Below are 22,314 nucleotides of genomic sequence, written 5' to 3' on the forward strand. Positions count from 1 at the left end.
TCGCTGCTCATTTCGGAGTAACCCGGCGCTCATCCGAGCATGTCTACGAGCGCTCGTCCGAGCGTTCCTCCGAGCGTTCCCCCGACGCCTCCTCCCGGCCGCCCGGTCCGCGGGCCGGACCACCCCGCGACGGGACGCCCGTCCCCGTCTCGGAGCACGCCGCCCAACACGACCCCACCCCCGCGAAGAGCGGGGTATGGGCAACGTCTACAGTGGCGTGGTACGCGCGAGCCTTTACCGCGACTTCACACGGGGAGGCTTGCTGGGATGTCTCTGTCAGGGGTGTGCGTGACGGCCGTTGAATCCCGTCCTGCGGGGGTTATCGGGACGAGCCAGAGCCCGACCCACCGGCCGTTCGGGGCCCGTGTGAAGGCGTTCGTGGCGCTGACCAAGCCGCGGATCATCGAGCTGCTGCTCATCACCACGGTGCCGGTGATGTTCCTCGCCGAGCAGGGCGTACCGGACATGGGTCTGGTGCTGCTGACCTGTGTCGGCGGGTACCTCTCGGCCGGCGGCGCCAACGCGCTGAACATGTACATCGACCGCGACATCGACGCGCTGATGGACCGCACCTCGCAGCGTCCGCTGGTCACCGGCATGGTCAGCCCGCGCGAGTGCCTGGCCTTCGGCATCACCCTCGCGGTCGTCTCCACCCTGTTGTTCGGCCTCACCGTCAACTGGCTGTCGGCCTGGCTCTCCCTCGGCGCGCTCCTCTTCTACGTCGTCGTCTACACGATGATCCTCAAGCGCCGCACCGCGCAGAACATCGTCTGGGGCGGCATCGCCGGCTGCATGCCGGTGCTGATCGGCTGGACGGCCGTGAAGGACTCCCTGTCCTGGGCGCCCGTCATCCTCTTCATGGTCATCTTCTTCTGGACGCCGCCGCACTACTGGCCGCTGTCCATGAAGGTCAGGGAGGACTACGCGCGCGTCGGCGTGCCGATGCTGCCGGTCATCGCCTCGAACAAGGTCGTCGCCAAGCAGATCGTGATCTACAGCTGGGTCATGGTCGCCGTCTCGCTCCTGCTCACCCCGCTCGGCTACACCGGCTGGTTCTACACGGCGGTCGCGCTGGCCGCGGGCGGCTGGTGGCTGTGGGAGGCGCACGCGCTGCAGAACCGGGCGAAGGCCGAGGTCACGGGCGCGAAGCTGAAGGAGATGCGGCTGTTCCACTGGTCCATCACCTATGTCTCGCTGCTCTTCGTCGCGGTGGCGGTGGACCCCTTCCTGCGCTGAGGTACGTCACCTTCTCGCGCTGACGTACGTCACAGCGACCTGCTCTCGCCAGTCGATCTACCGCTGAGTAGCATCCTGGCCATGGCAGACACGCAGCAGGTTGACGCGAAGGCCGAGCGCACGGTGGCGAAGCTGGCCCGGCGCATCACCGCCTTCTCCAAGGAACACGGCGGCGCCGAGGGCCAGGTGGCCTACCTCGGCCAGCGCGGCGCCCGCATCGTCCTCGTCGGTGAGGACGGCGGCTGGGGCGACCTGGTCGCCCCCTCGTACGACATCGCCGAGAAGGCCGTGACGAAGGCCGGGATCACCGTCCACGAGGCCTTCGACGGCGAGTTCGCCGCCAAGGTGAAGACCGGCCCGTACGAATGGTCCCGGATGGCGGGCATCCAGGTCGGCGGCCCCTCGAACGGCTGACGGACGGCCCGCGGGCGGCTCGGGGGACGGGCTGCGCGCGGTCCTCGGTCGTGTGTCGTTCGCACGGGGTGTGCGGGCGCAGTACCTGACACCCGGTTCACCCGTTAGGACTCGTAGGAGTACGCGGTCCAGTCACGGGAGTCCCGGATGATCGAAACGCCGTCCCTCGTGGACCAGTACTGCCACGGCGTACTGAGAACGGAGCTGGGCCTCGGCACCTTCGAGGCCCAGCTGGCCCGCACCGAAGGGCCGCCCGCCCCGGGCACGACCCTCTTCGACACCCAGACCGGATTCGCGGTACGGCGCTGGTGCCCGCCGCTGCTCGGCCTGGAACCCCACTGCCCGCCCGCCCGCTATCTCGCCCGCCGCCGGGAACTGGGCGTCTTGGAGGCCGGCCGGCGGCTCCTGCGCGGCAGCGGCATCACCACCTACCTCGTCGACACCGGGCTGCCCGGCGACCTCACCGGCCCCGACGAACTGGCCTCCGCCTCCGCCGCCGAGGCCCGCGAGATCGTCCGGCTGGAGCTGCTGGCCGAGCAGGTCGCGGACACCTCCGGCACCGTCGAGTCGTTTCTCGCCAACCTCGCCGAGTCGGTGCACGCCGCCGCCGCGAGCGCCGTCGCCTTCACCTCCGTGGCCGGCGTACGGCACGGCCTCGCGCTCGCGCCCGAGCCACCCGGCCCGGGGGAGGTGCGCGGCGCGGCGGGACGCTGGCTGGCCGCCCGGCCGGTCGGCGGGGAGCTGAGCGACCCGGTGCTGCTGCGGCATCTGCTGTGGAGCGCGGTCGCCACCGGCCGCCCGCTCCAGCTGCACGCCGGGCTCGGCGAACCCGGACTGCGGATCGACCGCACGGACCCGGTGCTGCTCACCGACTTCGTCCGGGCGACCGCGGGCCTGGGCACCGACCTCGTCCTGCTGCACGGCTACCCGTACCACCGGCACGCCGCCCATCTCGCCGGGGTCTTCCCGCACGTCTACGCCGACTCCGGCGCCGCCCTGGTCCGCACCGGCGCCCGCGCGGCCACCGTCCTCGCGGAGATCCTCGAACTCGCCCCCTTCGGCAAGATCCTCTTCTCCAGCGGCGGCAAGGGCCTGCCCGAGCTGCACGTCGTCGGCGCCCGGCTGTTCCGCGAGGCGCTGGCCCGGGTGCTGGGCGGCTGGGTGGCCGAGGGCGCGTGGTCCCTCACGGACGCCCAGCGGGTCGCGGGCATGATCGCGGCGGGGAACGCGCGCCGGGTGTACGGACTGGACTGAGCTGTCCACACTGGGCGGATGCAGACCGACGCCTTACTCGACCGCTTCCTCGCCGAACTGGTCCGGCTGAAGCCCCTCGCCGTCTGGGCCCACGGCTCCCTCGCCGGCGGCGACTACCAGGAAGGCCGCAGCGACCTGGATCTGATCGCCGTACTGGACGACGTCGGTCCGCGCACCGCCTGGCGGCTGGCGCTGCTGCATGCCCGGCTGCGCGCCGAGCCGCTCGCCCCGCTGCTGCACTGCACCTATCTGACCCCGGGCACCGCGGACGACCCCGCCCGGCGCCACCTGACCTGGGCGCACGAGGAGCTGTTCCGGCGGCCGGTGACCCCGGTGACCCGGACCGAGCTGCACGCCTTCGGGCGGGTGCTGCACGGCAGGCCGCCCGCCGGTCTGCTGCCGCCGGTGCCGAAGGGGCAGCTCGCGGAGTTCGTCGTACGCGACCAGCGGGACTACTGGCGCCCGGCCCTCGACAACGCGTCCCTGTGGACTCGCGACGTCTGGGTCGATCTCGGCCTGCTCACCTTCGCCCGGGCGAGCGCCACCCTGCGCGAAGGGCGGCTGATCTCCAAACGGGAGGCGCTGGACCTGCTGCCCGGCCTCGGGGCGCCCGGCGAGGTCGTCGAGGACATCCGCAGGCGCCGGTACGACGTCCCCTTGCCGCTCACCGAGGAGTGGACGGCACGCCGGGCGGGGCTGACCCGGGACTACCTCGGCCCGGCGATCGACGCGCTCGTCGCCTCGTACGACTGAACCGGCAGGTCGGGCACGGTGGTCTCGGTGCGTTCGCGCAGCGCCAGCAGGACGCGCAGGGTGGCGATCCACACCAGGCAGGAGCCGAACATGTGGGCGCCGACCAGGACCTCGGGCAGCTCGGTGAAGTACTGCACATAGCCGATCACGCCCTGCGCGAGCAGGACGACGAACAGGTCGCGGGTGCGGTCCAGCGGGCCCTTCGGGGCGTCGACCGCCTTGAGCACGAACCACAGGGCGAAGGTCAGCGTCACCGTGATCCAGGCCAGGACGGCGTGCAGCCTGCTGACGTCCTCCCAGTTCAGCGGCATGCGCTCGACCTCGCTGGAGTCGCCCGCGTGCGGGCCCGCACCGGTGACGACCGTGCCGACCGCGATCAGCAGGACGGTGACGGCGACCAGCGCCCACACCAGCTGCTGTACGGACTTCCCGGCCAGCGGGCGCGGCTCCCCGTCACCCTCGCGGGTGCGCTGCCACATGACCGTGGCCACCGCGATGAGGGCGCTGGACAGCAGGAAGTGGGCCGCGACCGTGTACGGGTTCAGACCGACCAGCACCACGATGCCGCCGAGGACCGCGTTGCTCATCACGATCCAGAACTGCGCCCAGCCGAGCCGGGTCAGGCTGCGCCGGTACGGCTTCTCCGAGCGCGCGGCGATGATCGCCCAGCCGACGGCGGCGCACAGGACGTAGGTCAGCATGCGGTTGCCGAACTCGATGACGCCGTGCACGCCCATCTCGCTGGTGGCGGTCAGGGAGTCGTCCGTGCACTTCGGCCAGGTCGGGCAGCCCAGCCCGGAACCGGTGAGCCGGACCGCGCCGCCGGTGACCACGATGACCACCGACATGACGAGCGCGGCGAGGGCGGCCCGCTGAACCGTCCGGGGATCCGGGGTCCAGCGCGCGGCGATGAAGGCGAGCGGGTTGCGCAACGCCGCTCGGGCGTCGGCGCGGGTCAGCTTTGGCACGCGCACCATCGTAGGGGGCCGCTTGTGCACACGTTCACGAGGGGTGCGAAACAGACCGCGCCGCCCACTTCCGGCTACTCCCAGCGGAAGAGCTTCCCCGCCGCCGCCAGGCCCGCGACCGCCCACACCGCGAGGATCCCCAGGTTCCCCCAGGGCATGCCGGCGCCGTGCTGGAGGACGTCCCGCAGCCCGTCCGACAGGGCGGAGATGGGCAGCACCGCGAGGACGTCCTGTACGGCCGGCGGGAACTTGTCGAGGGGCACGATCACCCCGCCGCCGACGAGCAGCAGCAGGAACACCAGGTTGGCGGCGGCCAGCGTCGCCTCGGCCTTGAGCGTGCCCGCCATCAGCAGGCCCAGCCCCGAGAAGGCGGCCGTGCCGAGGACGAGCAGCAGCAGGACGGCGAACGGGTTGCCGTGCGGGGACCAGCCCAGCGCGAAGGCGATGACGGTCACGAGGATCACCTGAAGGACCTCGGTGACCAGCACGGAAACCGTCTTGGCGGTCATCAGGCCCCAGCGCGGCAGCGGGGAGGAGGCGAGCCGCTTCAGCACGCCGTAGCGGCGCTCGAAGCCGGTGGCGATGGCCTGGCCGGTGAACGCGGTCGACATCACGGCGAGCGCCAGGATGCCGGGGGTGAGGAAGTCGACGGCCTCGCCCTCCCCGGTGTCGACGATGTCGACGGTGCCGAACAGCACCAGCAGCAGCGTCGGGATGATCACCGTCAGCAGCAGCTGCTCGCCGTTGCGCAGGAGCATCTTCGTCTCCAGCGCGGCCTGCGCGGCGATCATGCGGGGGAGCGGTGCGGCGCCCGGCTTGGGGGTGTAGGTCCCGGTGGACGTGGTCACGAGCGCAGCTCCTTGCCCGTCAGCTCCAGGCTGTGCCTTTCCGGGGGACAACCTCCGGACCCCCGGCCGGTCTTCTCGCGGGGTCCGTTCATGAGCGCAGCTCCTTGCCCGTCAGCTCAAGAAAAACGTCTTCGAGGGTGTGCCGCTCGACAGAGATCTTGTCCGGCATCACCCCGTGCTGGGCGCACCAGGAGGTGACCGTGGCCAGCAGCTGCGGGTCGACCTTGCCGACGACCCGGTAGGAGCCCGGTGTCAGCTCGGCGGCCGCGCAGTCCGCGGGGAGCGCCTTGAGCAGCGAGGCGACGTCGAGTCCGGGCCGGCCGGTGAAGCGCAGCGTGTTCTCGGCGCCGCCGCGGCACAGCTCCTCGGGCGAGCCCTGGGCGATGACCTTGCCCGCGTCGATGATCGCGACGTCGTCGGCGAGCTGTTCGGCCTCGTCCATGTAGTGCGTGGTGAGGATGACGGAGACGCCGTCGGCGCGCAGGTCGCGGACTAGGTCCCAGGTGGCGCGGCGGGCCTGCGGGTCGAGTCCGGCGGTCGGCTCGTCGAGGAACACCAGCTCGGGGCGGCCCACGACGGCCATGGCCAGCGCGAGCCGCTGCTGCTGCCCGCCGGACAGCCGCCGGTACGTCGTACGGCCGCAGGAGCCGAGCCCGAGCCGTTCGATCAGCGCGTCCACGTCGAGCGGGTGGGCGTGCAGCCGGGCGACATGGCGCAGCATCTCGTCGGCCCGGGCGCCGGAGTAGACGCCGCCGGACTGGAGCATCACGCCGATGCGCGGGCGCAGCTCGCGGGACTGGCGGACCGGGTCGAGGCCCAGGACGCGCACCGTGCCGGAGTCCGGCTTCCGGTACCCCTCGCAGGTCTCGACCGTGGTCGTCTTGCCCGCCCCGTTGGGGCCGAGGACGGCGGTGACGCCCGCCCGGGCCACCAGGTCGAGGCCGTCCACCGCGGTCTTGTCGCCGTACCGCTTCACCAAGGCCTGGACCTGGAGCACGGGCTCGTTTCGCATGGCTCAAGAGTCTAGGTACGGGAGCGGGGGCCCCGAGCGGGGGGTGCGGGAAGTCCTCCGCACGGGGTCGGGGCGCGGAGGCTGTCACGGATGGCAACAGGGCCGGTCGGAGGGGGTGCGGGCGGGCGGCGATCTGATCGATCAAAGATCGTTTCCGCAGGTCACCTTAGGTTTACCTAAGTGACGTAGGGCACCGTCCGGCGGTCCGGACGCCGCTTGTCACGCTCCGAGGAATTACGCAACAATGGCGTTGTGAAAAACGTCGGCGCGGCTCGGGAGACCCCCACGGGAACCCCGCAGGAGGAACTCGCGACCGGGGAGCGCTCGACGCGCAACCGGGTCGCGCGGTCGATCCTGGACCACGGTCAGTCGACCGTCGCCGAACTCGCCGGCCGGCTGGGCCTCACCCAGGCCGCCGTCCGCCGGCACCTGGACGCGCTGGTCGCCGACGGCGTCGTCGAGGCCCGCGAGCGGCGGGTGTACGGCGCCCGCACCCGGGGCCGCCCCGCCAAGGTGTTCGCGCTCACCGACTGCGGCCGGGACGCCTTCGACCAGTCGTACGACAAGCTGGCCATGGACGCCCTGCGCTGGATCGCCGAGCGCGAGGGCGGCGGCGAGGCGGTCGCCGCGTTCGCCCGCGCCCGGATCGCCGCCCAGTCCGCCGCCTACCGCGCGGCGGTCGAGCAGGCGGACCCCGAGGAGCGGACCGAAGCCCTGGCCAAGGCCTTGAGCGCGGACGGGTACGCTGCTACCGCGCGCAGCGCGCCCACCGGCGAGCAGCTGTGCCAGCACCACTGCCCGGTCGCCCACGTCGCCGAGCAGTTCCCGCAGCTGTGCGAAGCGGAGACGGAATTTTTCGCCGAGCTGCTCGGTACACACGTACAGCGGCTGGCCACGATCGCTCACGGCGACGGCGTCTGCACCACGTTTATCCCGAAGACTTCCAAAACCACTCAGAACGCATCTGCAAGCACGGCCGGGAGGAACCCCGCATGACTCTCCCCACGGAGACTGCCCACCCTGAGCTCGAGGGCCTGGGCAAGTACGAATACGGCTGGGCCGACTCCGACGAGGCCGGTGCCGCTGCACGGCGCGGTCTGAACGAGGACGTCGTCCGCGACATCTCGGGCAAGAAGTCCGAGCCGGAGTGGATGACCAAGCTGCGCCTGAAGGGCCTGAAGCTCTTCGAGAAGAAGCCCATGCCGAACTGGGGCTCGGACCTGTCGGGCATCGACTTCGACAACATCAAGTACTTCGTGCGCTCCACCGAGAAGCAGGCCGCTTCCTGGGAGGAACTGCCCGAGGACATCAAGAACACCTACGACAAGCTGGGCATCCCGGAGGCCGAGAAGCAGCGCCTCGTCGCCGGTGTCGCCGCCCAGTACGAGTCGGAGGTCGTCTACCACCAGATCCGCGAGGACCTGGAGGAGCAGGGCGTCATCTTCCTGGACACCGACACGGCGCTCAAGGAGCACCCGGAGCTGTTCAAGGAGTACTTCGGCACGGTCATCCCGGCCGGTGACAACAAGTTCGCCGCGCTGAACACCGCCGTGTGGTCCGGCGGCTCCTTCATCTACGTCCCCAAGGGCGTGCACGTCGAGATCCCGCTCCAGGCCTACTTCCGGATCAACACCGAGAACATGGGCCAGTTCGAGCGGACCCTGATCATCGTCGACGAGGGTGCCTACGTGCACTACGTCGAGGGCTGCACCGCCCCGATCTACAAGTCGGACTCGCTGCACTCCGCGGTCGTCGAGATCATCGTCAAGAAGAACGCCCGCTGCCGTTACACGACCATCCAGAACTGGTCGAACAACGTCTACAACCTGGTCACCAAGCGCGCCGTGGCGTACGAGGGCGCGACCATGGAGTGGATCGACGGCAACATCGGCTCCAAGGTGACGATGAAGTACCCGGCCGTCTACCTGATGGGCGAGCACGCCAAGGGTGAGACCCTGTCCATCGCCTTCGCCGGCGAGGGCCAGCACCAGGACGCGGGCGCCAAGATGGTCCACATGGCCCCGAACACGTCCTCCAACATCGTCTCCAAGTCGGTGGCGCGCGGCGGTGGCCGTACCTCCTACCGCGGTCTGATCGAGATCGGCGAGGGCGCCCCGGGCTCCAAGTCCAACGTGCTCTGCGACGCGCTGCTGGTCGACACGATCTCCCGCTCGGACACCTACCCGTACGTCGACGTCCGCGAGGACGACGTGTCCATGGGTCACGAGGCGACCGTCTCCAAGGTCTCCGAGGACCAGCTCTTCTACCTGATGAGCCGTGGTCTCTCCGAGGACGAGGCGATGGCGATGATCGTGCGCGGCTTCGTCGAGCCGATCGCCAAGGAGCTGCCCATGGAGTACGCCCTCGAGCTCAACCGGCTGATCGAGCTGCAGATGGAAGGCGCGGTCGGCTGAGACCGCCCGCCGAGCAGCCTCCCGATTTCTAGACGTAGGAAAGAGAGCACAACGACAGCCATGGCTGAGGCTCAGAACATTCCGGTGGGCTCCACCACCGCCGGCTCGATCGCGGTGGCCGCCGAGTCCACCGTCGTCTCGCGCATGAGCGCGCCCCCGTCCTTCGACGTGGCGGACTTCCCGGTCCCGCACGGCCGCGAGGAGGAGTGGCGGTTCACCCCGCTGGAGCGCCTGCGCGGACTGCACGACGGCACGGCCGTCGCCACCGACGAGGGCGTCAAGGTCACCGTCGACGCCCCCGAGGGCGTCGTCGTCGAGACCGTCGGCCGCGACGACGCGCGGCTCGGCAAGGCGGGCACCCCGGTCGACCGCGTCGCCGCCCAGGCGTACTCCGCCTTCGAGAAGGCCTCGGTCGTGACCGTCCCCAAGGAGACCGTCCTCACCGAGCCGATCCGGATCGCCGTGCACGGCCAGGGCGGGGTCGCCTTCGGCCACCAGGTGATCGAGCTGGGCGCCTTCGCCGAGGCCGTCGTCGTCATCGACCACACCGGTGACGCGGTGCTCGCCGCCAACGTCGACTACGTCCTCGGTGACGGCGCTAAGCTGACCGTCGTCTCCGTCCAGGACTGGGACGACAAGGCCGTCCACGTCGGCCAGCACAACACGCTGATCGGCCGCGACGCCTCCTTCAAGTCGGTCGTCGTCACCTTCGGCGGCGACGTCGTCCGCCTCCACCCGCGCGTGACGTACGCGGGCCCCGGCGGCGAGGCCGAGCTGTTCGGCCTGTACTTCACCGACGCCGGCCAGCACCAGGAGCACCGCCTGCTGGTCACCCACAACGTGCCGCACTGCAAGTCGAACGTCGTCTACAAGGGCGCGCTCCAGGGCGAGGACGCGCACGCCGTGTGGATCGGCGACGTGCTGATCGAGGCCGCGGCCGAGGGCACCGACACCTACGAGATGAACCGCAACCTCGTCCTCACGGACGGCGCGCGGGTCGACTCGGTGCCGAACCTGGAGATCGAGACCGGCGAGATCGTCGGCGCCGGCCACGCGAGCGCCACCGGCCGCTTCGACGACGAGCAGCTCTTCTACCTGATGGCCCGCGGTATCCCGGAGCACGAGGCGCGCCGCCTCGTCGTCCGCGGCTTCTTCGCCGAGCTGGTCCAGCAGATCGGCGTGGCGGACATCGAGGAGCGTCTGATCGCGAAGATCGAAGAGGAGCTGGAGGCGTCGGTCGCATGACGTTCGTACGCGCCTGTGGGCTGAGCGAGCTGGAGGAGGACACCCCGAAGCGGGTGGAACTCGACGGCACGCCGGTCTCGGTCGTCCGTACCGAGGGGGAGGTGTTCGCGATCCACGACATCTGCTCCCACGCGAACGTCTCGCTCTCCGAGGGCGAGGTGGAGGACTGCCAGATCGAGTGCTGGCTGCACGGCTCCGCGTTCGACCTCCGCACCGGCAAGCCGTCCGGCCTTCCCGCGACGCGCCCCGTCCCCGTATACCCCGTAAAGATCGAAGGGGACGACGTGCTCGTCTCCCTCACCCAGGAGTCCTGAGGCACCCATGGCAACGCTTGAAATCCGAGACCTGCACGTCACCGTCGAGGCCGACAACGCCACGAAGGAGATCCTCAAGGGCGTCGACCTCACCGTGAAGCAGGGCGAGACGCACGCCATCATGGGCCCCAACGGCTCGGGCAAGTCGACCCTCGCCTACTCGCTCGCGGGTCACCCGAAGTACACGATCACCGGCGGCACCGTGCTGCTCGACGGCGAGGACGTCCTGGAGATGTCCGTCGACGAGCGCGCCCGCGCGGGCCTGTTCCTGGCGATGCAGTACCCGGTCGAGGTCCCCGGCGTCTCGGTCTCCAACTTCCTGCGCACCTCCGCCACCGCCATCCGCGGCGAGGCCCCCAAGCTGCGCACCTGGGTGAAGGAGGTCAAGGAGGCCATGGAGCGCCTCAACATGGACCCGTCCTTCGCCGAGCGCAACGTCAACGAGGGCTTCTCCGGCGGTGAGAAGAAGCGCCACGAGATCCTCCAGCTGGAGCTGCTGAAGCCGAAGGTCGCGATCCTCGACGAGACCGACTCCGGTCTGGACGTCGACGCGCTGCGCATCGTCTCCGAGGGCGTCAACCGCGTCCGCGAGACCGGCGAGGTCGGCACCCTGCTGATCACGCACTACACGCGCATCCTCCGCTACATCAAGCCGGACTTCGTCCACGTCTTCTCCGGCGGTCGCATCGTCGAGTCCGGCGGCGCCGAGCTCGCCGACAAGCTGGAGAACGAGGGTTACGAGGCATACACGAAGGGTGGCGTATCCGCGTGACACAGCTGCCGGGCCTCCTCGACACCGAGGCGATCCGCAAGGACTTCCCCATCCTGGACCGCGTGATCCACGACGACCGGAAGCTCGTGTACCTGGACAACGCGGCGACCTCGCAGAAGCCGCGCCAGGTGCTGGACGCCCTGAGCGAGTACTACGAGCGCTACAACGCCAACGTCCACCGCGGTGTGCATGTGCTCGCCGAGGAGGCCACGGCGCTGTACGAGGGCGCGCGGGACAAGGTCGCGGAGTTCATCAACGCGCCCAGCCGCGACGAGGTGATCTTCACCAAGAACGCCTCGGAGTCGCTGAACCTCGTGGCGAACATGCTCGGCTGGGCCGACGAGCCCTACCGGGTGGACGCGGACACCGAGATCGTCATCACGGAGATGGAGCACCACTCCAACATCGTGCCGTGGCAGCTGCTCGCGCAGCGCACGGGCGCGAAGCTGAAGTGGTTCGGCCTCACCGACGACGGCCGCCTCGACCTCTCCAACATCGACGAGATCATCACGGAGAAGACGAAGATCGTCTCCTTCGTGCTGGTGTCGAACATCCTCGGCACGCTCAACCCGGTCGAGGCGATCGTGCGCCGCGCCCAGGAAGTCGGCGCGCTGGTCTGCGTCGACGCCTCCCAGGCCGCCCCGCACATGCCGCTGGACGTGCAGGCCCTCCAGGCCGACTTCGTGGCCTTCACCGGCCACAAGATGTGCGGCCCGACCGGCATCGGCGTCCTGTGGGGCCGCCAGGAACTCCTGGAGGACCTGCCTCCGTTCCTCGGCGGCGGCGAGATGATCGAGACGGTGTCGATGCACTCGTCGACCTACGCGCCCGCCCCGCACAAGTTCGAGGCGGGCACCCCGCCGATCGCCCAGGCGGTCGGCCTGGGCGCGGCGATCGACTACCTGAACTCGATCGGCATGGACAGGATCCTCGCCCACGAGCACGCGCTGACGGAGTACGCCGTCCAGCGCCTGGCGGAGGTCCCCGGCCTGCGGATCATCGGTCCGACCACGGCCGAGGACCGCGGCGCGGCCATCTCCTTCACGCTCGGCGACATCCACCCGCACGACGTGGGCCAGGTCCTCGACGAGCAGGGCATCGCCGTCCGTGTCGGGCACCACTGCGCCCGCCCGGTCTGCCTCCGGTACGGAATTCCTGCGACCACGCGAGCGTCGTTCTATCTGTACTCCACGCCGGCCGAGATCGACGCTCTGGTGGACGGCCTGGAGCACGTACGGAACTTCTTCGGCTGAGGGGCGTGCTGAAACGGTGAAGCTGGACTCCATGTACCAGGACGTCATCCTGGACCACTACAAGAACCCGCACGGGCGGGGCTTGCGGGATGGCGACGCCGAGGTGCACCACGTGAACCCCACGTGCGGCGACGAGATCACGCTGCGCGTGAAGTACGACGGCACGACCGTCAGCGACGTCTCGTACGAGGGCCAGGGCTGCTCGATCAGCCAGGCTTCGGCCTCCGTGCTGAACGAACTGCTGGTCGGCAAGGATCTCGCCGAGGCGCGGAAGATCCAGGAGACTTTCCTGGAGCTGATGCAGTCCAAGGGGAAGATCGAACCGGACGACGCGATGGAGGAGGTGCTGGAGGACGCGGTCGCGTTCGCCGGCGTCTCCAAGTACCCCGCCCGGGTCAAGTGCGCCCTCCTGAGCTGGATGGCGTGGAAGGACGCGACGGCCCAGGCGCTGGGCGCCGACGCCGAAAGGAACACGGCATGAGCGAGACCGCGGAGATGAAGCCGGCCTCGGAGGAGGAACTCCGCGAGGCCCTGATGGACGTCGTCGACCCCGAGCTGGGCATCGACGTCGTCAACCTCGGCCTGATCTACGGCATCCACATCGACGACTCGAACGTGGCCACCGTCGACATGACCCTGACCTCGGCGGCCTGCCCGCTGACCGACGTCATCGAGGACCAGGCCAAGTCCGCCACGGACGGCCTCGTCAACGAGCTGCGCATCAACTGGGTCTGGATGCCGCCGTGGGGCCCGGACAAGATCACGGACGATGGGCGCGAGCAGCTGCGGGCGCTCGGGTTCAACGTCTGAGGCTCCTCCCTTCGTACGGCCGTCGCAGTGGCCCCCGGCGTGTTGCCGGGGGCCACTGCGCTGTGCCCGCCCATGGCTTTGCCGTGCCCGCCCATGGCTGGGCCCGGCTCGCCCATGGCTGGGCTCGGCTCGCCCATGGCTGGGCCCGGCTCGCCCCTGGATCGCCACCATCGGGGTGGTCTTCCTGGGGAGGGGATGACGGTCGCCAAGGCGGCCGGGATCGGGCTGATCATCGTCGGGGTGGTGGTGCTGAACATGGGCGGGGCGCACTGACCACGCCACGCCCGCGTGAACCCCTGGGCGGGCTCCGGGGAACAGCGGGGTGACATGCTCACCCCGAACCACTCTCCCGGAGGCCCCGTGACCGGACCACCCCCGTCGCTCCAGGACGCCGAGATCGTCGGCCGGTCCCTGACGGAGCCGGAACTGTTCGCGCACCTCTACGACCGGTACGCGGCCGACATCCACCGCTACGTACAGCGCAGGCTGGGCGCGGGCGCGGCGGACGACATCACCGCCGAGACGTTCCTGATCGCCTTCCGCACGCGATCGCGCTACGACACCGAACGCGCCCACGCCCGCCCGTGGCTCTACGGCATCGCCGCCAACCTGATCGGCAAGCAGCGCCGCACCGAGGTGCGGGCCCTGCGGGCGCTGGCGCGCACGGGGCACGACCCGGTCGCCGAGTCCTGGTCGGAGCGCGCCGACGACCGCGTCACCGCACAGTCCGCGCACGCGCCGCTCGCCGGAGCCCTGGCCGGCCTGTCCGCCGGAGACCGGCACGTACTGCTCCTCGTCGCCTGGGCCGACCTGACGTACCCGGAGGTCGCCGAGGCCCTGGGCATCCCCGTCGGCACCGTCCGCTCCCGGCTCAACCGGGCCCGCCGCAAGGTACGCAGCGCGCTCGGCGCCGACCCCGCATTCACGCTCGACACCCCGGAGGTGGTCTGACGATGGACGAGATGACGGCGGTGCGGGAACTGCGCGCCGAGGCCCCCACCGCGCGGCGCGCCGACCTGGTGGCCGGTCGCGACCGTCTGCTCCGTGAGGCGCGAAAGGGCTCACGTGCCCGGCGGCTGCGCTCCGACTGGCGGCTCGCCTCGCTCGGCGCGGCGGCGGCGATCACGGCGGCAGCCCTGGTCGCCCCCCAGGTGGTCGGCGGCGGCGACGCGGGCCCGGGCGCCCGTCCCGGCTACACCATCGAGCTGGGCAGCGCGAAGGAACTGCTGAACGAGGCCGCGGACACCATCGCCGCCGGCCCCGCGGTCACGGCCCGCGACGGCCAGTGGGTCTACACCAAGACGGTGGAGACGAATGTGACGGACGACGAGCGCCCGGGGCCGTACACCGACGAACGCTGGACCCGGTACGCCGACCCGGCCATGGAGGACGGCAGGGCGGGCGACGACCACTCGCCGCGCGAGCAGTACGCCTTCCTCCGGAGCCTGCCCGACGACTCGGCGCAGGTCAGGGCGAAGGCCCGCGCCTTCTTCTCCGCCACCCACTTCTCCGAGTCCCGCACGGAACACGAGTACCGCGCGTTGACCGCGGTCATCAGCAGGTCGTACGTCTACGACCCCGAGGGCCTGGCCAAGGTCTACCGCGCGCTCGCCACCATCCCCGGCGTCCGGGCGGCGGACGTCCAGGACGCGGCCGGACGCGACGCGATCGCCCTGTACCTCGAGGGCGACGGTCCCCGGGAGGAAGTCCTCCTCGACCCGGCGACGTGGCTCTACAGGGGGCACCGCTACCTGGACGACGGCGAGGTGATCATCAGCGGCGCCCGCCTCGACGCAGGGGTGGTGGACGGCAAGGGCGAGCGCCCGTGAGACATCCGTGAGCCACCGGGTAGGCACCGGGTAGGCACCGGGTAGGCACCGGTGGTGAGGCACCCGCGGAGGGTCGCCCGACGGGCTCCCCGACGGGCTCCCCGACGGGCCCCTCGACGGGCCCCCGACCGGTCGCCCGGCACGTGAGACGGAGGCCGGGCCGGTTCGCACGGTCGGGCGGGGCCACGTTAGGTTTCCCTCATGACCGACACGACTGCTCCCCGCACCACCGGCGCCGTGGCCGCCGGCCTCGCCACGATCGCCGCCGACGGCACCGTTCTCGACACCTGGTTCCCCGCGCCCGAGCTGACCGCTGAGCCCGGCCCGGCCGGCACCGAGCGCCTGGACGCCGACCGCACCGCCGAGCTGCTCGGCGAGCACGGTGTCGCGGCCCTCGGCAAGGACGACGTACGCGGCGTGGAGATCGTGGCGGTCCGCACGGTCATCTCCTCCCTGGACGACAAGCCGCTCGACACCCACGACGCGTACCTGCGGCTGCACCTGCTCTCGCACCGCCTGGTCAAGCCGAACGAGCCGAACCTCGACGGCATCTTCGGCCTGCTGGCCAACGTCGCCTGGACGTCGCTCGGCCCGGTCGCCGTCGACACCCTGGAGACGGTCCGCCTGGCCGCCCGCGCGCGCGGTCTGCACCTCAGCGTGTTCGGCGTGGACAAGTTCCCGCGCATGACGGACTACGTCGCTCCCGCAGGCGTCCGCATCGCCGACGCCGACCGCGTCCGCCTCGGCGCCCACCTCGCCTCGGGCACCACCGTCATGCACGAGGGCTTCGTCAACTTCAACGCCGGCACCCTCGGCACCTCCATGGTCGAGGGCCGTATCTCCCAGGGCGTCGTCGTCGGCGACGGCTCGGACATCGGCGGCGGCGCCTCCACCATGGGCACCCTCTCCGGCGGCGGCAAGGAGCGCGTCGCCATCGGCGAGCGCTCCCTCATCGGCGCCGAGGCCGGCATCGGCATCGCCCTCGGCGACGACTGCGTCGTCGAGGCCGGCCTCTACCTCACCGCCGGCACCCGCGTCACCCTCCCCGACGGCCAGATCGTCAAGGCCCGCGAACTCTCCGGCGCGTCCAACATCCTCTTCCGCCGCAACTCGGTCACGGGCACGGTCGAGGCGCGGCCGAACAACGCGGAGTGGGGCGGCCTGAACGAGATCCTGCACAGCCACAACTGAATCGGGGGCGGCCGTGAGCTGCGGCCGCCTTGTCGATCGACGTCCTCACCTGCTGCCGAGCTGTCGACGGAGTTACCGGTCACCGCTCACGCTGACCAGCGGGACCGACGAAGCCCACGGCTCTGACCAGTTCAGACGCCGTGGGCTTCTGTCGTCGGTATCCGCACCCCGCGCCGCGGAACGGTCACCAGCTCCCCGAACTGCCTCGGGCTCGGCCCGCCGAACGGGGCTGTCGTGGGACGCCCATAGTGTTGAGTCATGGAAGAGATCCCCTGGTTCGAGTACGACGAAGACGACCTGAACGTCGCCCAACGGGCGTTCGTGGACGTTCTCGCCGAACGTGCGAGGTCTTGGCTGGTGGACCCTCTCGACACAGTCGTTGTACCTCCGGCGGACACCTCCGGACCAGAGCTGATCGTCTGGTTGGACATCGTCGATCCGCAACACAACCAGGGAATCCTGACCGTGGGTGCCCACTTCAACGGCACCGCCATCCACGCGGACAGGCTCCACAACCAGCACTTCTCGCTGCCCGAAGAGGCAACTGAGCTCACCTTCACTGCGGTCGGAAGCCCGACAGAGCTGGCGGAACGGACAGCTGCTTGGTTCCAGGCGATCCTTGCGCGCCCTCTGATCCGCTGCGAATGGCAGCACGGTGGAAAGACGTACGCGGTCCGCTACGAGTTCGCCGATACAGGCCGGGGCCTCACCGAGGGCTTCGAAGACACGCTCGCACCCCGTGAGCTACGCAAGCGATTCGCCGCAGAAGGCATCGTCCGAGGCCGGGGACGGATCAATCGCGCCGGCCTCGGAGAACCAGACCTGATCACACGTGTCCGAGGCAGCCACGTCGGTCAGTAGTTACGGGACAACCCTTAACGTGCTTTACCGGCGTCAGTAGCTGTGCGCACCACCATGACCGGCACAACGACCAGCCCCAGTCACGGATTCGCGACAACCCTTCGCCAGGTCGCCAGGTCGCCAGGTCGCCAGGTCGCCAGGTCAGCGCCGACGTGCGGGAAGCGGCCTGCACAAGCCGCAGCCACGAGATCGAGGCGTCGTTGCGGTGTTCTCGGCTGCCTTCCCGCGTGCCCTGTTCACGGGATCGCTTCGAGACGCTCCATGTGGTCCTCGCCCCACTGGGCGAGCGGGGTGAGTGCGCTGAGGAGCGAGCGACCGAATTCGGTCAGTGAGTACTCCACCTTCGGTGGCACCTGGTGATGGACCTCGCGGTGCACCAGGCCGCCGGCTTCCAGCTCCCGCAGTTGCAGGATCAGCATCCGCTCACTGATGCCGGCCACCGTTCGGCGTAACTCGCCGAAACGCAGCGGGCCCTCGCCGAGCCAGAAAAGGATCAATCCCTTCCATTTCCCTCCCATGACGTCGATGGCAGCGTCCAGGCCGCAGGTGTAACTCCGCTTCCCCACAGGACATTCCCCCTGACAAAAATGTTGGTACCCGACAGAATTGTAGGTACTTGTGGATGTGTTGGTGCCGCCGCAGCATGGATCAGGCGTCGCACCGAGAGGGCAACAACTCCGTGCTGTGACCGCTGTTTCGATCCGTTTTCACGCTTTGGGATGCGTCGGCATCAGGCAGGAGAAAAAGAAATGACCGGGCACCACCGCACTCCCGTGAGCGTCGTCGGGCTGGGCTCGATGGGCAGGGCATTGGCCGAGGCGTTCATCGACGCCGGGCACCGGACCATCGTATGGAACCGGACGGCGGCGAAGGTCGCACCGCTCGTGTCCAAGGGGGCCGTACACGCCCAGACGATCGACGAGGCAACCGCGGCGAGTCCGCTGATCATCGCCTGCCTGACCACGTACCAGAGCACCATCGAGGCCCTGGAACCGGCCACCGCCACACTCAAGGGCCGGGCTCTGGTAACTCTGAACAGCGGTTCGCCGGCCGGTGCCCGTCGGATGGCCGAATGGGCGCGCGGGCACGGCGCGCGTTACCTCGGCGGAGCGATCAAGAACGTACCGTCCGCTGTCGGCGCCGACGACACCCTTCTCTACTACGGCGGCGACAAGACCGTCTTCGACCAGTTCGCCCCGACGTTACGGGTGTTGGGCGGCGACACCGTCTACCTCGGTGCCGATGCCGATCTCGCCGCCCTGTACGAGATGGCGGTGGGCGGCACCCTGCTGCCCGCGCTCGTCGGCTTCTTCCAGGGCGCGGCAGCACTGCAGGCACGGGGACTCGAGGCGGCCTCGATGGTGCGCTTCAGCGTCAAGTGGTTCGAGATGATCAACTCGGTGCTGCCGGTCTTCGCGGAGGAGATCGACCGCTGCGACTACAGCAAGCCCGCGTCCTCGGTCAACCTGTTCCTGGCCCGAGTCTCCCACGACGTGGAACTCGCCAGGGAGGCGAACCTCGACATGGAATGGCACAAGCCCTTCCACGACTTGCTGAAGCGGGCCGTCGACGCCGGTTACGGTGACCAGAGCATCTCCGCGCTGACAGAAATCCTCAAGAATCCGTCACCGACCGCGTAATTTGGGACCGCACACAACCGTGCTCGTTCAGGCACCGACCTGGCGTCGTACCCCGGCGATTGCCTTCTCCCAGGGGTACGCCGCCGGGTCGCCTTGCTTCGGTGGGTGCGAGGCGTACCCGCGCGCCGCGTCGGTGTGGCGCTTGACCTGCCTGGTGTCAGGCGGACCGCGGCACGATGTGCACCGCTCGGTACGGATACCCGTCCTGCTTGAAGCCGGGGGCCTCCCACTCGAGGTCCACTTCTTGGCCCGGGGAGAGCGTGCGGTAGCCGTCCATCCGGATGTTGGAGAAGTGGCCCCAGCAACCGCCGGGAGTCTCGGGGGAGTCGAGGACGCCCCAGCCTTCCTCTTCGTGCCATTCGCGGACCGTTGCCATCACCATGAAATGAACCTTACGGGGGTGGTGACGCGGGGGCCCAGGCGCGGCTGAAGAGAGCCAGTTCCAAGAGGTCCGGTGTGGCCTTGGGCCAGTTCTTCGACGCGGTGGCCAGTTGGGTGTTGGCGGCGTGCATCCAGCGGAGGTAGACGTCGTAACGGTGACGAGTCCAGTTGCCGGAGCGCCAGATTCGGTGGGCGGCTCTCTCCGCCCACTCGTAGCCCGCGGCACGCCCGGTGACGATGGCGTGGCGGCGGAGAACGCCGGCCAGGACGCTGTCGAGGATCAGCGGGCGGGGCACGGTACTCCGGGCAGCGCCAGGTCGGCGAAGTGGAGGAACTTGGTGGAGAAGGCTGGACCGAGGCCGTGCAGGGTGGACAGCCTTTCGTATGCCGCGAGCGCACCGTGGGTCAGGAGCAGGGACACGGCTTCCCCGATGACGGCTTCGGCGCGTGGCCGGGCGAGGACGCGGTGGGTGCGGATCGGGCCGTAGCCCGTCAGGCCGTAGCCCCATACCTGGGAGGCCACGAAGGCTTCGGCCCAGCTCTCCGTGCGGCTCGCGGCCCTGACCGCGGTCACGACGTCGGCCCGGCTCACGGTTGCCCGTGACGTCACGGCGTCTTCCGGCAGCGGACGTTCGGACATCGTGGCGTCGAGCTTGTCCGCCAGGCTTTGGTCGAATCGCATGGAAAGGCAGCCCCCCAGCCCCCGTCTGTGCCGTTCGTGGCCCCGGAACACTCAGAAGCTAGTGCACCGACGGCCTTCCCGTCCTCGCGACGATCACTTAAACGGATTACCGGCCGTGTCCTCCGGGCCGTTTCGGCAGATGAAGCGGGTGAAGTGGACCGACGGACGGGCGGCATGGGCCGCCTGACGTGGTGATCTGACGGGGAGGCGAGGGCTCAGTGATGAGGAATGTGCGGGCCAGGGGTGCGGGGCGTCGGCTGGTTGGGGTGGGGGTTCTTGTGGCTGTGTGGTGGGGGGCGGCCGGTGGGGTCGCTCAGGCCGATGAGACCAACACCGCTTCGCACAACGGGCCGCGGATCGGGCTCGTGAACGTCGGGCAGGTCGATGATCCGCTGGAGGATGTGCTCCAGCACTTCCTGCAGTTGGGGGGAGGGCACACCACGGAGCCCGCTGGGGAGTAGGGCGGAGGCGAGCTCCCAGGGGTTCCGGCCGGGGCCGTGCCGCAGGCGATGTCTGTGCGGTGCGGCCCCGGCCGCTTTTCGTCGGCGCATGAGTTTTCGGGAGGAGGAGGCATAGTGGGCCGGTCCCGGGCGCGTCACTGAGGGCACAGGGGGCGGACAACGGGTCCGGCCCGGGGAAGAGAAGGTGACGATGGATGCCGAGGGGCTGGAGGACTTCCGGGAATTCGTGGCCAACCGGTCGTCCGCGCTGCTGAGGACGGCGGTGCTGCTCAGCGGTGGTGACCGGCACGCGGCCGAGGATCTGCTGCAGAACGCGCTGATCAAGGCGGCGGGGCGGTGGCGGCGGATCGAGGAGCCGGAGGCGTACGTCCGGCAGGTGCTGTACCGGCAGCAGGTCAGCCGGTGGCGGCTGAAGTGGCCCCGGCGGGAGGTGAGTGTCGCCGCGCCGCCCGATCCGGGGGCCGGGGTGAGTGATTCCTCGGCCGCCGCCGAGCTGCGGCTGGTGATGCGGGACGCGCTGGTCCGGCTGACCGCGCGGCAGCGGACCGTGCTCGTGCTGCGGTACTACGAGGACCTGCCCGAGGGGGAGGTGGCCCGCATCCTGGGGTGCTCGGTGGGGACCGTACGGTCCACCACGCACCGTGCGCTCGCCCGGCTGCGCGTGCTCGCGCCCGAGCTGGCCGCGCTCGGCCGGGAGACCGAGCCCCCGCCGTCCCGTGACTTCGCACCCGTCGAGACCGTGGAGGTACGTCCGTGAACGTCGAGGAAGTGGTGCGGGACGTGCTGCGGGAGCAGGCCGAGGGGCAGCCGCCGGCGGGGCCGGGGTTCGCCGAGAGGGTGCTGGCCGCGCGGCGCCGCCGCCGTGCCCGCAGGGTCGTGTCCGTGGCCGTGGCCACCGCGGCCGTCGTCGTCGGTGTCTCGGTGGCGGTGCCGATCGTCGACTCCGGTGAGGGGGATGTGCGGCCCGCCGGAGTTGTCGAGCGGCGGGACGTGCACGCTCATCCGGATCAGTCGCCGCCGCGGGACATGGTCGCCGCGGGGGACGTCGCGCTCGCCGCCTACTACACGAGCGAGGTCGTGGAGCGGTCGGAGTCGGTCGGGGTCGCCGAGCGGACTTATCACCTGCTCGACCCCCGGAGCGGGCGGTACGAGGAGGACGACCGGTGGTCGTTCGTCGCCGTCGCGCCGGGGCTCAAGACGGCGGCCGTGCTGGAGCGGGAGCTGCCCGCGCGGCGGATCGGGCTGCTCGACCTCGCGACCGGCGAGGTGGAGACCTGGATCCCGGTCGAGCACGGGGTCGGCGGGCTCGCCTTCTCGCCGGACGGGAAGCGGCTGGTCGCCACGGCGTACGCCGAGAATCCCGATCTGCGGGAACCGGTCGAGGGGGAGAAGGGGAAGGACTGGATGGGTCGCTTCGGCGAGCCCAACCGGCTCGGGTTCCACCTGGTGGAGCTGTCCTCCGGGAAGAGCACCTGGAGCCCGGTCGAGGCCCGTGACGACATCAACTTCCGGGAGGACTTCGCCTTCGGCGCCGACGGTACGACCGTGTGGTCGCGCGTGGTCCGGGGCGACTCCGTGCGGCAGTACCACGATCTGACGGGCAAGGAGATCCCCGCCCCGGCCGCGGAGCGGCATCTGGTGTGGGACGCGCTCGCGGGGCTCTCGCCCGACGGGGCGCTCGCCGCGGGCGGGCTGGGCCGCGAGGCGGGGGAGAAGGCGTACACCGACCTGCTCGATCCGCGGAGCGGGAAGCGGGTCGCCGAGGTGCGCGGCAGCGGAGCGATGGCCTGGGCCGACGAGCGGCGGCTGATCACCTGGGAGCGCCTGCCGGGCTCGGGCACGGACACCTACCGGCCCCGGATGGTCCTGGTCACGGTCGGCAGCGAGAAGGTCGTTCCGCTCACCGGTGTACGCGAGCCCAACCAGACCCTCGCCCGTACGGAGTGGGAGCCGGTCTTCGCCGAGCGCTGACGCCC

At 70.2% G+C, this 22,314-nt stretch carries 27 protein-coding genes and 1 pseudogene; 21 read left to right on the forward strand and 7 right to left on the reverse strand.

Features of this window, described 5'->3' with window-relative positions:
* Nucleotides 1-267: 267 nt before the first annotated feature.
* The 4 genes from ACIG0D_RS19695 to ACIG0D_RS19710 all read left to right on the forward strand — a co-directional run bounded on the left by ACIG0D_RS19695 (nt 268) and on the right by ACIG0D_RS19710 (nt 3,657).
* Nucleotides 268-1,236, forward strand: coding sequence for a heme o synthase (locus tag ACIG0D_RS19695; protein WP_399802314.1), 969 nt, complete (start codon nt 268-270; stop codon nt 1,234-1,236).
* Between the two features lie 81 nt (nt 1,237-1,317).
* Nucleotides 1,318-1,650, forward strand: a complete 333-nt coding sequence (locus ACIG0D_RS19700; RefSeq protein ID WP_399802317.1) for a hypothetical protein — start codon at nt 1,318-1,320, stop codon at nt 1,648-1,650.
* 147 nt (nt 1,651-1,797) lie between these two features.
* Nucleotides 1,798-2,904, forward strand: a complete 1,107-nt coding sequence (locus ACIG0D_RS19705; RefSeq protein ID WP_399802319.1) for an amidohydrolase family protein — start codon at nt 1,798-1,800, stop codon at nt 2,902-2,904.
* Nucleotides 2,905-2,922: 18 nt separating this feature from the next.
* Nucleotides 2,923-3,657, forward strand: coding sequence for a nucleotidyltransferase domain-containing protein (locus ACIG0D_RS19710; RefSeq protein ID WP_399802321.1), 735 nt, complete (start codon nt 2,923-2,925; stop codon nt 3,655-3,657).
* On the opposite strand, the gene ACIG0D_RS19715 is transcribed toward ACIG0D_RS19710, so the two are convergent.
* From ACIG0D_RS19715 to ACIG0D_RS19725, 3 genes are all read right to left on the reverse strand, one after another.
* On the reverse strand, nt 3,612-4,634 hold the full coding sequence (locus tag ACIG0D_RS19715; protein ID WP_399802323.1) for a heme A synthase: 1,023 nt from the start codon (nt 4,632-4,634) through the stop codon (nt 3,612-3,614). The genes ACIG0D_RS19710 and ACIG0D_RS19715 overlap by 46 nt on opposite strands.
* Before the next feature lie 65 nt (nt 4,635-4,699).
* On the reverse strand, nt 4,700-5,416 hold the full coding sequence (locus ACIG0D_RS19720; protein ID WP_399802739.1) for an ABC transporter permease: 717 nt from the start codon (nt 5,414-5,416) through the stop codon (nt 4,700-4,702).
* Nucleotides 5,417-5,561: 145 nt separating this feature from the next.
* Nucleotides 5,562-6,485, reverse strand: a complete 924-nt coding sequence (locus tag ACIG0D_RS19725; RefSeq protein WP_399802324.1) for an ABC transporter ATP-binding protein — start codon at nt 6,483-6,485, stop codon at nt 5,562-5,564.
* 252 nt (nt 6,486-6,737) lie between these two features.
* Between ACIG0D_RS19725 and ACIG0D_RS19730 the strand changes: the two genes are divergently transcribed.
* The 13 genes and pseudogenes from ACIG0D_RS19730 (at nt 6,738) to ACIG0D_RS19790 (ending at nt 17,174) form a co-directional block, all read left to right on the forward strand.
* On the forward strand, nt 6,738-7,481 hold the full coding sequence (locus ACIG0D_RS19730) for a metalloregulator ArsR/SmtB family transcription factor (RefSeq protein WP_365762106.1): 744 nt from the start codon (nt 6,738-6,740) through the stop codon (nt 7,479-7,481).
* Entirely contained in the window at nt 7,478-8,899 is a 1,422-nt protein-coding gene (gene sufB / locus ACIG0D_RS19735) for a Fe-S cluster assembly protein SufB (protein ID WP_399802327.1), read from the forward strand. The genes ACIG0D_RS19730 and sufB overlap by 4 nt, the downstream gene beginning before the upstream one ends.
* A 60-nt stretch (nt 8,900-8,959) precedes the next feature.
* Nucleotides 8,960-10,144 carry a Fe-S cluster assembly protein SufD gene (sufD, locus tag ACIG0D_RS19740; RefSeq protein WP_399802329.1) on the forward strand — a complete coding sequence of 395 codons (1,185 nt, stop codon included), beginning with the start codon at nt 8,960-8,962 and terminating at the stop codon, nt 10,142-10,144.
* Nucleotides 10,141-10,458, forward strand: coding sequence for a non-heme iron oxygenase ferredoxin subunit (locus ACIG0D_RS19745; protein WP_004002164.1), 318 nt, complete (start codon nt 10,141-10,143; stop codon nt 10,456-10,458). Before sufD ends, ACIG0D_RS19745 begins: the two co-directional genes overlap by 4 nt.
* A 7-nt stretch (nt 10,459-10,465) precedes the next feature.
* Nucleotides 10,466-11,230 (forward strand): Fe-S cluster assembly ATPase SufC, encoded by a 765-nt coding sequence (gene sufC, locus ACIG0D_RS19750; protein ID WP_399802331.1) that lies wholly within the window; start codon nt 10,466-10,468, stop codon nt 11,228-11,230.
* The gene (locus tag ACIG0D_RS19755; RefSeq protein WP_399802334.1) at nt 11,227-12,483 is read left to right on the forward strand and encodes a cysteine desulfurase; all 1,257 of its coding nucleotides are present in this window, start codon (nt 11,227-11,229) and stop codon (nt 12,481-12,483) included. Before sufC ends, ACIG0D_RS19755 begins: the two co-directional genes overlap by 4 nt.
* A gap of 16 nt (nt 12,484-12,499) precedes the next feature.
* Entirely contained in the window at nt 12,500-12,964 is a 465-nt protein-coding gene (gene sufU, locus ACIG0D_RS19760; protein WP_399802336.1) for a Fe-S cluster assembly sulfur transfer protein SufU, read from the forward strand.
* A complete protein-coding gene (locus ACIG0D_RS19765; RefSeq protein WP_365762116.1) occupies nt 12,961-13,293 on the forward strand; it encodes a metal-sulfur cluster assembly factor in 333 nt (110 codons plus the stop codon). Before sufU ends, ACIG0D_RS19765 begins: the two co-directional genes overlap by 4 nt.
* A 157-nt stretch (nt 13,294-13,450) precedes the next feature.
* A pseudogene (locus ACIG0D_RS19770) lies at nt 13,451-13,566 on the forward strand (QacE family quaternary ammonium compound efflux SMR transporter); the annotation flags it as partial.
* Between the two features lie 87 nt (nt 13,567-13,653).
* Entirely contained in the window at nt 13,654-14,244 is a 591-nt protein-coding gene (locus ACIG0D_RS19775; protein ID WP_399802339.1) for an RNA polymerase sigma factor, read from the forward strand.
* 2 nt (nt 14,245-14,246) lie between these two features.
* A complete protein-coding gene (locus tag ACIG0D_RS19780) occupies nt 14,247-15,122 on the forward strand; it encodes a CU044_5270 family protein (RefSeq protein ID WP_399802342.1) in 876 nt (291 codons plus the stop codon).
* A gap of 201 nt (nt 15,123-15,323) precedes the next feature.
* Entirely contained in the window at nt 15,324-16,313 is a 990-nt protein-coding gene (dapD, locus tag ACIG0D_RS19785) for a 2,3,4,5-tetrahydropyridine-2,6-dicarboxylate N-succinyltransferase (protein ID WP_399802345.1), read from the forward strand.
* Between the two features lie 258 nt (nt 16,314-16,571).
* Nucleotides 16,572-17,174, forward strand: coding sequence for a hypothetical protein (locus ACIG0D_RS19790; RefSeq protein WP_399802348.1), 603 nt, complete (start codon nt 16,572-16,574; stop codon nt 17,172-17,174).
* Nucleotides 17,175-17,410: 236 nt separating this feature from the next.
* Here ACIG0D_RS19790 and ACIG0D_RS19795 read toward each other — a convergent pair whose 3' ends face one another.
* Nucleotides 17,411-17,740, reverse strand: coding sequence for a winged helix-turn-helix transcriptional regulator (locus ACIG0D_RS19795; protein WP_399802350.1), 330 nt, complete (start codon nt 17,738-17,740; stop codon nt 17,411-17,413).
* Nucleotides 17,741-17,923: 183 nt separating this feature from the next.
* On the opposite strand from ACIG0D_RS19795, the gene ACIG0D_RS19800 reads away from it, so the two are divergent.
* Nucleotides 17,924-18,814 (forward strand): NAD(P)-dependent oxidoreductase, encoded by an 891-nt coding sequence (locus tag ACIG0D_RS19800; protein ID WP_399802352.1) that lies wholly within the window; start codon nt 17,924-17,926, stop codon nt 18,812-18,814.
* A gap of 157 nt (nt 18,815-18,971) precedes the next feature.
* On the opposite strand, the gene ACIG0D_RS19805 is transcribed toward ACIG0D_RS19800, so the two are convergent.
* The 3 genes from ACIG0D_RS19805 to ACIG0D_RS19815 are packed head-to-tail and all read right to left on the reverse strand — an operon-like array spanning nt 18,972 to nt 19,877.
* Nucleotides 18,972-19,196, reverse strand: coding sequence for a cold-shock protein (locus ACIG0D_RS19805; RefSeq protein ID WP_399802355.1), 225 nt, complete (start codon nt 19,194-19,196; stop codon nt 18,972-18,974).
* A 10-nt stretch (nt 19,197-19,206) separates the two neighbouring features.
* A complete protein-coding gene (locus tag ACIG0D_RS19810; protein WP_399802357.1) occupies nt 19,207-19,491 on the reverse strand; it encodes a hypothetical protein in 285 nt (94 codons plus the stop codon).
* Nucleotides 19,476-19,877 carry a hypothetical protein gene (locus ACIG0D_RS19815; RefSeq protein ID WP_399802359.1) on the reverse strand — a complete coding sequence of 134 codons (402 nt, stop codon included), beginning with the start codon at nt 19,875-19,877 and terminating at the stop codon, nt 19,476-19,478. Before ACIG0D_RS19815 ends, ACIG0D_RS19810 begins: the two co-directional genes overlap by 16 nt.
* A gap of 221 nt (nt 19,878-20,098) precedes the next feature.
* Between ACIG0D_RS19815 and ACIG0D_RS19820 the strand changes: the two genes are divergently transcribed.
* From ACIG0D_RS19820 to ACIG0D_RS19830, 3 genes are all read left to right on the forward strand, one after another.
* On the forward strand, nt 20,099-20,338 hold the full coding sequence (locus tag ACIG0D_RS19820; protein ID WP_399802361.1) for a hypothetical protein: 240 nt from the start codon (nt 20,099-20,101) through the stop codon (nt 20,336-20,338).
* Between the two features lie 190 nt (nt 20,339-20,528).
* The gene (locus ACIG0D_RS19825; RefSeq protein ID WP_399802741.1) at nt 20,529-21,095 is read left to right on the forward strand and encodes a SigE family RNA polymerase sigma factor; all 567 of its coding nucleotides are present in this window, start codon (nt 20,529-20,531) and stop codon (nt 21,093-21,095) included.
* On the forward strand, nt 21,092-22,309 hold the full coding sequence (locus ACIG0D_RS19830) for a WD40 repeat domain-containing protein (protein ID WP_399802363.1): 1,218 nt from the start codon (nt 21,092-21,094) through the stop codon (nt 22,307-22,309). Before ACIG0D_RS19825 ends, ACIG0D_RS19830 begins: the two co-directional genes overlap by 4 nt.
* Nucleotides 22,310-22,314: the final 5 nt, after the last annotated feature.

The sequence above is a fragment of the Streptomyces sp. NPDC052773 genome (assembly GCF_044547145.1).
Lineage (GTDB): Bacteria > Actinomycetota > Actinomycetes > Streptomycetales > Streptomycetaceae > Streptomyces.